Annotated in this window: 9 protein-coding genes; 5 read left to right on the top strand and 4 right to left on the bottom strand. The window is 53.9% G+C overall.

What is annotated here, in order from left to right; all coding sequences use genetic code 11:
• The coding region (locus AB9F29_RS20820; RefSeq protein WP_369757109.1) for a beta strand repeat-containing protein at window positions 1-3,377 on the bottom strand (3,377 nt) is incomplete at its 3' end.
• Window positions 3,378-4,648: 1,271 nt separating this feature from the next.
• Between AB9F29_RS20820 and AB9F29_RS20815 the strand changes: the two genes are divergently transcribed.
• From AB9F29_RS20815 to AB9F29_RS20800, 4 genes are all read left to right on the top strand, one after another.
• A complete protein-coding gene (locus tag AB9F29_RS20815; RefSeq protein WP_335586913.1) occupies window positions 4,649-5,050 on the top strand; it encodes a DUF805 domain-containing protein in 402 nt (133 codons plus the stop codon).
• A gap of 100 nt (window positions 5,051-5,150) precedes the next feature.
• Window positions 5,151-5,549 carry a hypothetical protein gene (locus tag AB9F29_RS20810; protein WP_369757108.1) on the top strand — a complete coding sequence of 133 codons (399 nt, stop codon included), beginning with the start codon at window positions 5,151-5,153 and terminating at the stop codon, window positions 5,547-5,549.
• A gap of 75 nt (window positions 5,550-5,624) precedes the next feature.
• Window positions 5,625-5,879 carry a hypothetical protein gene (locus AB9F29_RS20805; protein WP_369757107.1) on the top strand — a complete coding sequence of 85 codons (255 nt, stop codon included), beginning with the start codon at window positions 5,625-5,627 and terminating at the stop codon, window positions 5,877-5,879.
• 169 nt (window positions 5,880-6,048) lie between these two features.
• A complete protein-coding gene (locus tag AB9F29_RS20800) occupies window positions 6,049-7,917 on the top strand; it encodes a dihydroxy-acid dehydratase (protein WP_369757106.1) in 1,869 nt (622 codons plus the stop codon).
• A 502-nt stretch (window positions 7,918-8,419) separates the two neighbouring features.
• Here AB9F29_RS20800 and AB9F29_RS20795 read toward each other — a convergent pair.
• Both AB9F29_RS20795 and AB9F29_RS20790 read right to left on the bottom strand, forming a co-directional pair.
• Window positions 8,420-9,187 (bottom strand): hypothetical protein, encoded by a 768-nt coding sequence (locus AB9F29_RS20795; protein WP_369757105.1) that lies wholly within the window; start codon window positions 9,185-9,187, stop codon window positions 8,420-8,422.
• Window positions 9,188-9,887: 700 nt separating this feature from the next.
• A complete protein-coding gene (locus tag AB9F29_RS20790) occupies window positions 9,888-10,922 on the bottom strand; it encodes an IS110 family transposase (RefSeq protein WP_369757104.1) in 1,035 nt (344 codons plus the stop codon).
• A 152-nt stretch (window positions 10,923-11,074) separates the two neighbouring features.
• Between AB9F29_RS20790 and AB9F29_RS20785 the strand changes: the two genes are divergently transcribed.
• Window positions 11,075-11,716, top strand: coding sequence for a tyrosine-type recombinase/integrase (locus AB9F29_RS20785; RefSeq protein WP_369757103.1), 642 nt, complete (start codon window positions 11,075-11,077; stop codon window positions 11,714-11,716).
• Window positions 11,717-11,849: 133 nt separating this feature from the next.
• Here the strand turns inward: AB9F29_RS20785 and ggt are convergent, their stop codons facing one another.
• Window positions 11,850-13,634 (bottom strand): gamma-glutamyltransferase, encoded by a 1,785-nt coding sequence (gene ggt / locus AB9F29_RS20780; RefSeq protein WP_369757110.1) that lies wholly within the window; start codon window positions 13,632-13,634, stop codon window positions 11,850-11,852.
• Between the last annotated feature and the right edge of the window lie 332 nt (window positions 13,635-13,966).

The raw sequence follows: 13,966 nt of genomic DNA, 5'->3' as shown, positions 1-13,966 counted from the left end.
TCATCGGCCAAGCCGCTTACATCCGCAGTCACCGTATCCCCCAGCCCAAATACCGCCGGATCGGCGTTGTCACTGACAAGAAGCACGGTCCCAGTCAGGTCGTGATTGCCATCGTCAATCGGGCCGGTCACGGGCGCGAACTGTGCCGACGCGGTCTCAAACGATGCGTCCTGAATAAGAACTGTCACGCCGATCTCGGCCCCCACATGCGCTGCCGTCAGTGCAAAGGTATTCTCGGATGTGGTCTCGAGAACCACCCCATCCGCTGTCCAAACATAGCTAATGGTAAAGCGCGGATCGTCGGTCCGAAGGCCTTCGATCTCGGCAGTCAGCGTTTGGCCTGCGGCTTGGCTCCCTGTGAGCGTGACTGAAACATCCCCGCTCGCGACAGGCTGAAAGCTGCGACTGTAAACGCCGGCACCGCCGCCATCCTGCCCAGTGGACTGCCATGTGATCACCCATCCGCCACCCTCTAGTGCGGCGATCTGTGGGAGGTATTGATTGCCTTCAGTATAGGTGTTGACCTGCGTCTCGTCGCCTTGCGTGCTGCCATCGGCATAATAGGCCTGCGCATAGACGCCATAATTGCTGCCATCCTGACCATTGGACAGCCAAGTGATCACCCAGCCGCCACCCTCTAGTGCGGTGATCTGAGGCTCGTACTGGCTGCTTGCTGTATAGGTATTGATCTGCGTCTCATCGCCTCGCGCGGAGCCGTCGGCATTATAGGCCTGTGCATAAACGCCATTCCCGTCGCCATCCTGCCTCTGGGAGGTCCATGTGATCACCCAGCCCCCATCGCTCAGGGCCGTGATCTGGGGGACGTACTGATTATCCGCCGTGTAGGTATTGACCTGCGTCTCGCTGCCTTGGGGCGTCCCATCCGGATTATAGGCCTGTGCATAGATGCCCCAACCATCGCCATCCTGGCCAGAGGAGTTCCATGCAATCACCCATCCGCCATCGCTCAGCGCGGTGATTTGGGGCTCGTACTGGCCGCTGGTCGTGTAAGTATTGACCTGTGTCTCGCCGCCTTGGGGCGTACCATCCGGATTATAGGCCTGTGCATAGACGCCGGGAAAAGAACCATCCTGATCATAGGAGACCCATGTGATGACCCAACCACCATCATTTAGCCCGGTGATTTGAGCGTTGTATTGCTCTAATGTCGTGTAAGTATTGACTTGTGTTTCGGTGCCTTGAGGCGTGCCATCGGCGTTATAGGCCTGAGCATAGATGCCAGCGGCATCGCCATCCTGCCCCCACGACGTCCATGTAATCACCCAGCCGCCATCGCTCAATGCGGTGACTTGTTGGCTGTACTGGGAGCCTGCAATATAGGTACTAACGTGTGTCTCGCCGCCTTGGGGCGTACCGTCCGCGTTATAGGCCTGTGCATAGACACCGCTATCGTCGCCATCCTGCCCCGGGGACCGCCATGTAATCACCCAGCCGCCATCGCTCAGCGCGGTGATTTGCTGGTATTCCTGATTTCCTGTCGTATAGACGTTGACCTGTGTCTCGCCGCCTTGGGGCGTGCCATCCGCGTTAAAGGCCTGTGCATAGATGCCGTAAATGTCGCCATCTTGGTCAAGGGACTGCCATGTGATCACCCAGCCGCCATTGCTTAGGGCGGTAATCTGCTGGTTGGTCTGTTCGTTTGTCGTATAGGTATTAACCTGTGTCTCAAAAATTGGCGTGATATCCACATTGACCGCACCGAGGGCCTCAACCGTTCCGCCGTCATTAGCGGTCACGCTGATCGACGCCGCATTGTTTCCGGCCACATCCGCAGCACCCGTATACTGGATCGCCGTGGCTGTGTTCAAAAACGCATCGATATCCGCCGGAAGGCCCGTCAGGATCAACGCACCGGTTCCACTGCCGGTCACGGTAACTGTGCCGCTAGAGGTCGCTTCCAGCGTACCGCTGTCCGCCGTGAGCGTCATAGCAAAACTCGCGCCCCCGCCAGCAACGGCAAAATGCACCGCCGACAAGTCCAGATCAGCCGCAATCCCTTCAAAAGCCGCCACATCCGAGGGCAGACCCCAGTTCACGCTGCCATCGGCGTTATAGACCTGTGAATAGATACCGTTACTGCTGCCATCCTGCACATCGGACCTCCATGTGATCACCCAGCCGCCATCACTCAGGGCGCTGATCTCGGGGTCGGTCTGATAGCTCAGAGTGTGGTTGTTGACCTGCGTCTCGTCCCCTTGGGGCGTGCCATCGGCGTTAAAAGCCTGTGCAAAGACGCCCCAACTGTTACCATCCTGACCATTGGATCGCCATGTGATCACCCATCCTCCGTCACTCAGCGCGGCGATCCGGGGGGCGGCCTGATCGTTAATTGTATAGGTGTTGACCTGCGTCTCGCTGCCTTGGGCCGTACCATCCGCATTATAAGCCTGTACATAGACACCGTAGGAATCCTGATCTGGCGCTTCCCATGTAATCACCCAACCGCCATCGCTCAGCGCGGTGATCTGGGGGGTGTAGCTCCAGAAGGCGAGCGGACTGGTATTAACCAGTGTCTCGCCGCCAAGCAGCGTGCCATCCGCATTATAGGCCTGTGCATACAGGCCAAAACCTTCGCCATCTAGTAAATAGGCGGGCCATGCGACAACCCAGCCGCCATCGCTCAGCGCGGTGATTGATGACTCTTCTTGAGAGCCTGTCACGGTGGCGTTAACGCGCGTTTCGCCCCCTTGTACGGAACCCGCGGCGTCATAGGCCTGCGCATAGATTCCGGCACTTTCGCCATCCTGCCCCCACGACGTCCATGTAATCACCCAGCCGCCATCGCTCAGTGCGGTAATCTGGGGGGACTGCTGAACGCTTGTTGTATAGGTATTCACCTGTGTCTCGCCACCTTGGGGCGTGCCATCCGCATTATAGGCCTGCGCATAAACGCCGACATCTTCGCCATCCTGACCAGTGGACGCCCATGTGATCACCCATCCGCCATCACTCAAGGCCGCGACGTGTTGTTGGGACTGGTAGTTGGTCGAATAAGTGTTAACCTGCGTCTCGCTGCCTTGGGCCGTGCCATCCGCATTATAAGCCTGAGCATAGACGCCGTAACCGTCGCCATCCTGATCAAAGGACAGCCACGTAATGACCCAACCGCCATCGCTCAGCGCGGTGATCTGGGGGATGCTTTGGCTACCAACCGTATAAGTGTTGACCTGCGTCTCGCTGCTTTGCGGGGTACCGTCAGCGTTATAAGCTTGCGCATAGATACCCCAATTGTCGCCATCCTGACCATAGGACTGCCATGTCACCACCCAACCGCCATCGCTTAATACGGTGATTTGGGGGGATCTCTGAGAGTTCGCTGTGTAGGTGTTGACCTGAAACTCTGAATAAATGGGCATAAAAATACGGTCTCGCTTGTTTGAAATATTGAAAAGGAATGCTGTAAAAATCGGCGGGGCAAAGAGGACGCGCCGCACAAAATGCACCGGGTGCATCTGTGTTGAGGGGTGTCCATGCCTGCTGCCTAAAACGCCGATTTCAAATCATTTTTCGCCGCGCCAAGCGATGTCCCATGTTACGTGCGTAAACTATTTGTTAATCTTTTCAATTAGTTTCTCAAATGTTAAAAAAGGCCAGCCACCTCGCGGCCAATTTAGGGAACAAGGTATCGTGGAGTTCGGTACTGAACCACCGAGCGCCCCTGCCCGTAGGCGCGGGTATCTCGTTTCCTGTCGCCCTATTCGGGCCCAACAATTGCGCTGTGCTTGATCGCCCAGGTCACCAGCGCCCCATGCCGATCTCCGCAGGTGATCAAATCACTACCAATCCGCCCCAGCGCAATTTCGATGTCGGCTTGGCTCTTTGTCCCCAGCGCAATCTGTGGTTTTCTCACAGGGGCGAGCAGCTCGGCGTCAGGCCTAGGGGCGAGCATCCCAGAGGGCGCGGATCCGCTGCACGCTGAGAGCATCAACAGCGCAGCGATCGGCCACCTCGGCCGAAGGTCCCTCCTCCCGCCTTCGACCCTTTTACAACCGCGCGCGCAGCCATTTCACTCACGGATTTTTAGGTCGCGTCGCAGATCTTACGGAAACGCTCGAATGGCATCGCGCTGGGCCTTGATCATTGCGAGTTCACACCGTTTTCGGACGCGGGTTGATGTTTTGGACTTCGGCAACCAGATCCGTTTCTATTGTCGCGCAGAGTCGGCGCTCCTAAGCAGAACAATAATTTTTGTGAGGTTGCCTGCAAACGCGGTCAATCGATCCCACGAGCATCCCCCAAGACACACATGCGCGAAAAGTCTTGGTGTTTAAACTAAGTTCCACTACGATTTCTTTAAGTTGAAGGTTTGTTTTACTTAGTTGACGGGGGTCTCATGAAATAACCGATAGCCTTGGTTTGCGCCTTTTCAGCCGGCCTTGTGCCCTGCGATATAGTGCCTACACCTGCTCCATCATTGGACAATGCCGCCTTGAATGCAAGCTGTGAACTCGCGGTTGCCCAAGAGGCCAATGTCTCCGCAAGCATCGTCATTGCAACGTCTACAATCCCGACGGACACAGGAACACTCACAACAGTCGATCTACTTGGCGCAACGGCACCATGGAATTGTCGAGCAGATACAGCCGGCCTTATAACCGGAATTGATTATAGCGAAGAAGGATAAACTATGGAATTTGCAATTCTGGCGAGCCGCACCGTTCTTTCAAAATATGCTACTTTTTCGGGGCGCGCTTCCCGACCCGAGTTTTGGTGGTGGGTTTTGAGTATAACCGTTATTTTGGCAATCACCCGCCTCATCGACGGCGTCATAATAGCTCCTTTATTAGGTTTTGATACCTTTCAGAGCGGAAGTGGGCAGCCACTTTCTTTTCTGATTTCTCTAGCCGTTATTCTACCGAACATTGCCGTCGCTATGAGGCGTTTACATGATATTGGGAAATCTGGCTGGTGGTTGTTGATCGCACTTTTACCTGTGATCGGCTTTCTGGTTTTGATCTATTTTTATATCCAACCTAGTGATAAAGGCGACAACGAATTTGGCCCACAACAGCCTCTCAATGCGCCCTAATTCCCGCGGCAGATAAGTCAGCTTTTCACGTTCTGGTTTTTAACCCCGAGCCTGCGGCAAATTTTGCACCCCTCTCCTCGATAGGCTGATTGGATACCTTATGAAGACATCGGTCTTTTCCCTCCTCACCCTGCCCGTTGTTGCCGAATGTTCCAGTGTGACGAGCACCGAAGACGCCCTCAGTAGCCATGGCTACTCTGAAACTTATGTCGCAGGATACGACGCGGGATGTGCAAGCGGAAAGCACGCGGGTGGCGACATGTTCGGCAAACGAAGCCAAGATGGTGCTGCCTATGCAGCGAACGCAGACTATAAAACGGGTTGGGACTACGGCTTCATTACCTGCAAACAAAAGGAAGTCCGCGATCTGGAAATAGCGACAGCCATAGGTATTGGTCTGGCTGCTGGAAGCTCAAACCGCCATGGTGCGTATGGAATTGATGCGCGCGCTGCGTTGGCGGGCTTGGATACCAGCTCGATCCAAGCCGCTGGCTGGTAACCAAAGTAGAGGAAATTCAACATAAATAATTTCGTACAATCAGCCTTTGCACTCACAGTAGCGCTGGCGTCTCCAGTGTCAGCACAAATGTTTGACGAAGCCACAACCGACGCGTTGAAGGTCTGCCACGATTACGTCTGGTTTGAAGTCCCTGAGTTTAAGGAATTGCCGAACGCAGCGGTTTCTGTATTTCCAGGCATAATCGATGAGAATTCAATCACCATTTTTTGGAATGTTATGTGGGATGATCCGACCGTCCGTGCCGCAGGGAACTGCACGACGATTGATGGCGCAGTTGAGGGTTTTGAAGACTATTCGAAAATGGATTAGTCGCTGCTTGACCTTAGCGAGCGCCCTCCCCGACGCGATCATGTTGCCTCTAAAAAAATCTCCAAAGATCAACGTGACACCCGCCCAGATACCGCTTATTGTTCAGGAATGCGGAATAAGACTTAGGTATGACCGTGTCTTGCCTGTTTTATCGCACTAAGGAACTCTCATGACTATATCAAAATCCGTTCTTATTGATCGCCATCCTGGGCGCTCAGCCCAAACCATTGGCATGGCAAAAGAACTTGGCACCAGCCCAGACTTGATCCATAAACCGTCAGTCGGTGTGGTTGGAACAAAGGGCGATAGCCAATGCTATTTGGGCGTCACAGATAAAGTTGTTGCAATTCATGCCCGCCTTAGGGACCGTATCGGAACGGAACCAGAGCAGTTGAAATTTCGTCTTGTCGAGCCCCAATACACGGTCGCGACGTCAGACGGCATTCGGAACGGGACGCGCGAAATGCGCTACTCCCTTATTGGCCGCGAAGTTACCAATGATGCGCTTTGCGAACACCTTGAAGCGAGTGGCCTTGCAGGAACTATCGCAGTTGTTGCATGTGACAAACCACCTGTCGGAACGTTGGCCGCCTTGCTCGAACATAATACGCCAGCAATCATCCTGTCGGACGGACCAATCCATCCCGGGATTGATCCCAAAACTGGCGGCGCAATCGACATTGTGAGTGCCTACGAGGCCGCCGGCCATCCGGATCCAGAATACCGTCATCACATTGCGTGCCACGCCTGTCCGGGTATTGGAAGCTGTGGTGGCATGTTTACCTACAACACCATGCAAATATTCATCGCCGTCGCTGGGATGCAGCCGTTGCACATGGTGGCCCCCGCGTCCGATGACTCCAGACGCCTCAATGAATTTCCAAACGAACTCGTCGATTACTTAGCACAGTTAATTGAGCTGGATTTAAAGCCGCGCGACATCGTTGTGCGCGACTCTTTACGCAATGCCTTGATTGTTGCACTGGCTGTGGGTGGATCAACCAACGTCATCTTGCACGCGCCTGAGATTGCACGGGCCGCAGGATATGAGAATTTTTGGCAAGACGTTATGACTCCAGAAGAGTTCAATCATCTCTCGCAATATGTCGTGCCTGTCCTTACGGACGCTCGGCCATATGGCAAATACTCCATGGTCGACATTGATCAAGTTGGCGGCGTTCAAGTGATTGTCCGCGAGCTTCTGGAAATGGGCTTACTCAATGGCAACGTTATGACCTGCACAGGGGAAACCCTGAGTGCGCAGGTCGAGCGCCTGAACACAGCAAAACCGGATGGGACAGTCGTCTACACGGTTGAAAAACCTTACAAACCAACAGGTGGCTTGCGTTTATTGAGCGGTAATCTGTCCCCAGATTTTTCAGCAATCTTGAAGCTTGCAGGCGTTGAAGGCGGACTAGGCGATAATCTATTCCGCGGCAAAGCACGCACCTTCGATGGGCAAAGTGGCCTTTTGAAAGCCCTCGATGAGGACCCTGATAGCTTTCAAAATAACGATATGGTCATTGTGCGCTACGAGGGTCCTACCGGCTCACCAGGCATGCCGGAGATGCTAGACCCGACGGCACGCATCACCACCCTTTGCCGAGAAAAAGGCATCGTGATCGCCTTGATGACAGATGCGCGTTTCTCTGGAGGGTCCGTTGGACTGGTGATTGGACATGTGGGGCCAGAGGCGGCTCTTGGTGGGCCAATCGCATTCATTGAAGATGGCGATGAAATTATCGCAGATCTGAATACAAGTGAATTAACCTGCACAGAGCTTAAGGACCCAGAGACATTTGCGAAACGCAAAGCTATTTGGGAAAAAGAAACCGCAGACAATGGCGGCACTCATCCTTCTTGTGGCATCGCGGACACGCGCCTCTTACATCGTGCGCGTCACTCTGCCGTTCCAGCATCGCGTGGTGGCGGCATTCATCCAAACCGCGAGGTTTGGGTCAGAGAACCAAGAGATGCAGACCGCTCTGGCTTTATTCCGTCGAATAAAACGCGACCGGGCACCGCTAAAGAGTTCTAGCGCACAATCTGTCGTAAATGGCATTGCCGCGGCATCAGTCCGGTGACCCAACTCTCGACGTCCAAACACTGAAGCATTACTCTCAGACCTGAGAGTAATGCTATTGAATGTGGGTTATCTTCGATTTCTCCTTCTGAGCCGCCCTATTTGAGCACTGAGGCACACGCGCGCCGCAGATTGTTTTCACCGCCGATAACATCAGTGTTGAAATTACGGCATCAAACGAACCTCGAAGAAAAGCGCGCCCCAAATGGGCAACAATATCCCAAATGAACCAAAGGAAAAGAGCTTAACCTAAACACCCGATTGGAGAAGCGGACCTTCGCTGCGCAATTTTCGAATGTCAGCTCAGGGCCGTTCGCTTCGCCTACATTAGGGCTTAATTCGAAACCATCGTGCTAACGCAGCATCCGACACGAAGAGCGGGAAGCAGACCCTCGCTGCATTCTGCACCAATGTCTGCAGTGCAAAACAGACTACCAAATAAACTGGGTCTTAGGGCTTAGAGTGTTGAGGTAAGTAGTCTGAGATACAAAAGCTCTTTGCCTTCAGCATCAAAAGTTGCGGAAATCGTCATCAGATAACCCACCGAATTTAGAAAGCGCGGAACGAGGCCAGTGGTCGGAAATCTGGGTCCGTTTTCCCTTATCGACCAACGCCCGTCAACTCTCATTGTCCCATCTGAGGTGACATAGGGGTTAGTTGGGCTATTTATCTCTCCGAACTCAAAGCCTTGCGCCTCCATCCATTCAGCGGCTTGGAGAACGCCGCCCCATTCATGGAGCAATCTAAAGGAACAAACCGTTGCATCGCCTGTGCTGACAATCTTATCCCAATCTATTTGGATGAGTTCGGCACGATTTTGCGCATTTGCCCCCTCCGCAAGGCAAGATTGAATATCCGGAAACCTAAGCAATGCACGATCGACATCTCGCCTCAGATAGTGATCATATTCGACGCGGAACTCTGGAATTCCTCGTGGGGTTGGCTCAGTGAGAATGCGATTATAAAAGACCCGTGGCGCCATTGAAATCAATGAATAGGCAATGGGAGAAAGGGCCCCGACCATAACAATGAGGTATAGCTTTTCATCCCATGGGGTGCGCGCGAAATGTCGAACGGACCAACCGGCGCGGCCCGCTACTCTTCCTGTCAGCAGCCAATATATCAGGAGAAATAGAGATATGTTTCCCACCTCTGTATTCAGAAAACCCGCCAATACGCCGAGCATCAAACACAGAACGAGAACGATTGTTTGCCACCGGTTCAACCGCTTTCCCTTGAAGGCGCGCCTATCGAAGGCAAACAATACACTGCTTAGAACCCCAACGAACAGAAGAGCCAACGGAAAGAAAAAAATGACACTTAAAAGGATCCACCCAGCTATTTTACTAGAATGAGACTCCGCTTGCGGCCATAAATAAGCTCCCAAAAATACCATTAAAAACAGACTGATCAAGACGGTGAAACCGATCCTCAAAATTCGACTCGGCGGAAGATCAGATCGTGGTTGTGTTGTGCTCAACTCAATTTCCTTCGTCAAAAAAGTAACTCGCTATAATATGGCTGGCTCTATTCAAATTCGGTAAACTTGTCAAAAATGTGAAGTGGCAGCAATTAGGGTCAAATGTACCCAAGTGAGGCAAAGCTACCGTTAGCCGCAAAGTGCTTTAAGGTCAGCTTCTCTAATTGGATGTTTAGGTCAAGCTCGTTTTCCTTCTTTCTTTTGGGTCTTTGTCACTCATCCGGGTCACGCTTCTGTTCGCAGTCTGGTTGATGCCGTTTTGGCACCGCTGCACGCATATGTCGGATCGGTAGTGGAGAGCCTTGCTTTGAGACGCGCTTCACGTTGCGCAGCAGCCATTTTCGGCTCCTTCTATTACCTGACAGGGCATGTTTACATGCCTGAGAAGGCACAGACCTCGTCCGGTGAGGGACGACCCCGTTAGGATTGGTGGTCGGCTTTTAGTTCATGCCGCTCCTCCCACTTGGTCCTGACGGAATTCCGTGCCATCAACCCACATGCGATGCGGCAAGACGGCGAGTTTGCGGGCGACTGCGACAACGGCGCGACGGCGACCCTTGGTGCACATCAGTCGCATGCCCCATGATTGGATCTGTGAGCCAGCCATCGTCCGCATCAGCAAAGCGTTTGCAGCTGCATACAAAGTTGCGCGAACGTCTCTGTCCCCCGCTTTCGATATTCGACCAAGATTGTCGTGCTCACCCGACTGATATCGTCGCGGTGTCAGCCCAAAATGCGCGCCTACAGTCCGTGACCGTTTGAAGCGCGTAGGATCATCCACAGCGGCTTTGAAGGTCAATGATGCAATCGGTCCAACACCCGGTACGGTCATCATTCGCATACAAACCTCATCATGGCTGGCGGCGCGTTTGACACGCCGATCCAGTTCCAGAAAGTGCTGATACAAAACCACACGTGCATCCAAGAGCGGCACCAAGGCATGGGTCAGAACGTCATCCATCTCGATCATCGGCCGGACGACTCCATCGAAACTGCCGTGCTTCACAGTCTTGGGCAGACGAATGCCAAATATCTTCAATAATCCGCGCACTTCATTGGCCAGATCCATTGTCTTCTTTAGCAATGCCTTGCGCGTGCTAAGCAAAGAACGGACACCATGAGCCTCACGGCTCTTCATATGCACCGGGCTGAACCAACCCGTGCGTAGCACTTGAGCGATCCCGCGTGCGTCATTCTTATCCGTCTTGTTGCGCATCGCTGACAGCGCCGCGTTGACCTGTCGTGCTTCCATGCAGACGACATCAAAGCCTTCTGCTTCCAGACCATGGAACAGGTGCTGACTCATCGTGCCCGCTTCAAAGCCGACCCGCTCAATCGGATGGGGGAAGCGTGCAAGGCACTCTGCAATATCGCTGACCTCACAAGGCAACTCCCGCTCCAACAGCAGCGTCCCCTTGCTATCAACAATGCAAAGCGCACAGGATCGTAACGACACATCTAAACCGGCAAAATATTCCATCTTTTATCTCCCTTGTTCAAAAATCATCTTGTGATCTTATCGGGAGCTCGACCTCAGAACAGAGGTAGCCCAATTACGCATGCTTTGGGCCGAAAGCCACAAGTAGTGCCAAACTACCGGACGGCAAGGTTGGCGACGATCGGGTTAGGCATTTGCAAAAGATTGTCTCATTTGGATATGACCGTAGCGAGTTGCCAGACCATCACTTGCGAGGCGTTAAGGCTGTCTACAAATCAAACCGTGCTGAAATTCTTTGGACACTGGACGAAATCGGACGGTTCGAAGAATGCGCGCCAGAATATGTATCGCGAATCCTAATTGCGGCAACCGAAACGGGATTGCGCCCCGGGGATCTCTGGCACCTTTCCACCTTCCACATCAGAAAGACGCCACAAGGTCGCCGCATCGAAATCACCACAGCCAAAAAGAGACGCCGAGCAGTTATTCCAGTGACCGAGCGTATGGGACGACTCATTGATGCCACGCTTATTGGGCGCGAACGCCTTTTGACCAACTCACGCGGCGAGGTTTTCGCCACAGAGAACGGCTTGGGTGACGTGGTCGCGAAATGGCGGGACAACCTCAAGATACGCAAGGTTCTGCGCCTGTACGACGCCAGAGGGACTGCTGCGACCCGCCTGCTCTTGGCAGGAGCTGAGATCCGCGAAATCGCAACCGCCATGGGGTGGTCGGTGAAACGTGCCAATGAAGTAATCGAGTTTTACGTCGCCATGCACCCTGATATGACTGACCAGCTTTTAGCCAAGATTGAATCCTTTGAACGAAACATGTAGCTCGCCATGGTTTTCTGCAGTAAATGTCACAAGAAATTGCAGCAGAGCATTTTTTCTTAAAGCAGACGTTGCTCACCTCCGCAGCGAACGGCGGCATTGAGCCCATACGTACCGCACCTAATCATTCGGCGTCTTATTCCCCAATCGCTATCCCCTCACGCCGCGGGTCAGCGCCACCTTGCAGTTGGTCACCAATGGAAATGGCGTGCAGGCCAGAGTTTAATCCACGTGCGTTGACTTCGAACCCAAGCGTGGTGAGTTGCTCTGTGAAGTCTTCGGCCGTTGTTCCTTGTTCTACATCATAAGTGCCAAAGCGGTTTACCAGATGTGGCATAGAGACTGCTTGCTGGACGTCCATACCCCAATCCAAATGGGCAATAATCGTTTGCGCAACATATCCGATAATGCGGCTGCCACCCGGGCTACCGATAACAAGGATAGGCTCATCATCTTGCATCACAATCGTTGGGGCCATCGAGGATCTAGGGCGCTTGCCCGGTTCGATCCGGTTGGCGATTGGAACGCCGTCCGTATGCGTACGGAAACTGAAGTCTGTGAGCTCGTTATTCAAAAGAAATCCACGCACAAAAACACGGCTACCAAAGCCGTTCTCGATCGTCGTGGTCATGGAAAGCGCATTTCCATAGCTGTCCACAATCGAGATGTGGCTGGTCGAGGGCAGTTCAATTGATTGGTCATCTGCCAGCAGCATGGCATGATCCCATTCCGGCGCACCCGGGGCGACAGTTTCGAGCGCCATGTCAGTGGCATCTATCTGACTGGCACGGCCTTCCAGATACACTGGGTCAAGCAACCCCTTTGTGGGCATCGGTACAAAGTCGCTATCAGCCATGTAGCGGCCACGATCGGCAAAAGCGAGACGCGTTGCGTCACCAATAATCCGCCAGCTTTCTGGGTTGTCCGCTCCAAGTTCTGCCAGATCGAACTGCCCTGCCATGCCTAGGATTTGCCCGACCGTTAGCGCGCCCGAAGATGGCGGCCCCATGCCGCAGACATCTGCTCGGCGATATGTGACACAAACTGCTGGCCGCTCAACCACACGGTAGTTTGCAAGGTCTTCCAGCGCGAGGACCCCGGGATTACCCTCCGCCGTACGCACTGCCCGCACGATGTCTTGGGCAATTGGGCCGCTGTAGATGGCATCCGCCCCATTGATCGCGATCTGCCGCAAAACGTCAGCATATTCTTGGTTAGTGACCTTTGTTCCTGCTGCAAGTGGCACGCCTCCTGGAACAAAATAGTCTGCCGTGGGACCAAACCGGCCCAACCGCTCAGCATCCCCCGCGATTGAAGATGCCATCCGCTCAGAGACGACAAATCCCTGCTCGGCTAAGGTAACTGCGGGATCAAAAAGACTGGGCCAATTTGCACGACCCCAGCGGCGGTGTGCTTCTTCCATCAAACGCGGTGTGCCAGGTGTGCCAACCGAAAGGCCGCCAACCACAGCATCAAAGAAACCAAGGGGTTCGCCGTTTTCATCCTGGAATAAGGTTGGCGTCACAGCCATCGGTGCGGTCTCGCGGCCGTCGAGTGTTGTCAAAGAACCGCTCTGGGCATCGTACCAAACCAAAAAGGCCCCGCCTCCAAGACCTGATGACTGAGGTTCGACCAACCCTAGAACAGCCTGTACCGCGATCATTGCGTCTGCTGCAGTACCGCCGGCGCTTAAAACATCAGCACCCGCTTCCACAGCCAAGGGGTTAGCCGCCACTACCATCCAGTCATCGGCGATGACCGGCGAGCCAGAAGTCTTTGCCTCCAACCCAGACTGGGCGGCATCGCCTAGACCGACGAACGACGTTGTCAGTGCGGTGTCTGCCTCGGGTGCGACGGCATCTGCAGTCGTCTGTGCGTGGATAGGAGCTGATGCTAGGACTGCGAGGGCAGCAATAATCATATGCTTTTGTTGGAACACGTCTCTCTCCTAAAATGTGAATATACATCGGAGTGTAGGTGTCCTGCTACTTGCGGGGCAAGCATCTTGTGGAGTGCGCCTAAATCGCAAGGACTGTCAGCGCTTTGACTTGCGTCATTGCTTGAAGAAAGGCGGTCGCAGCCTGTTACGCTTCATGCCCAAACCGGACCCTCATGACTTCCGCAGCGAATGGCAGGTTTGAGCGGCGATCTCAACCGGTCGACGCAACACACTCTGCGAACTTCTCTGCTGGCGTTTGATATTGCAAGGTCTTGCGAGGGCGTTCGTTGAGTTGCCTTGCGATTGCACTGAGC

The organism is Falsihalocynthiibacter sp. S25ZX9, from assembly GCF_041205405.1.
Taxonomy (GTDB): domain Bacteria; phylum Pseudomonadota; class Alphaproteobacteria; order Rhodobacterales; family Rhodobacteraceae; genus Falsihalocynthiibacter; species Falsihalocynthiibacter arcticus.
The sequence above is the reverse complement of the archived record's forward strand: the minus strand, read 5'-3'. Positions and strand labels throughout refer to the sequence as shown.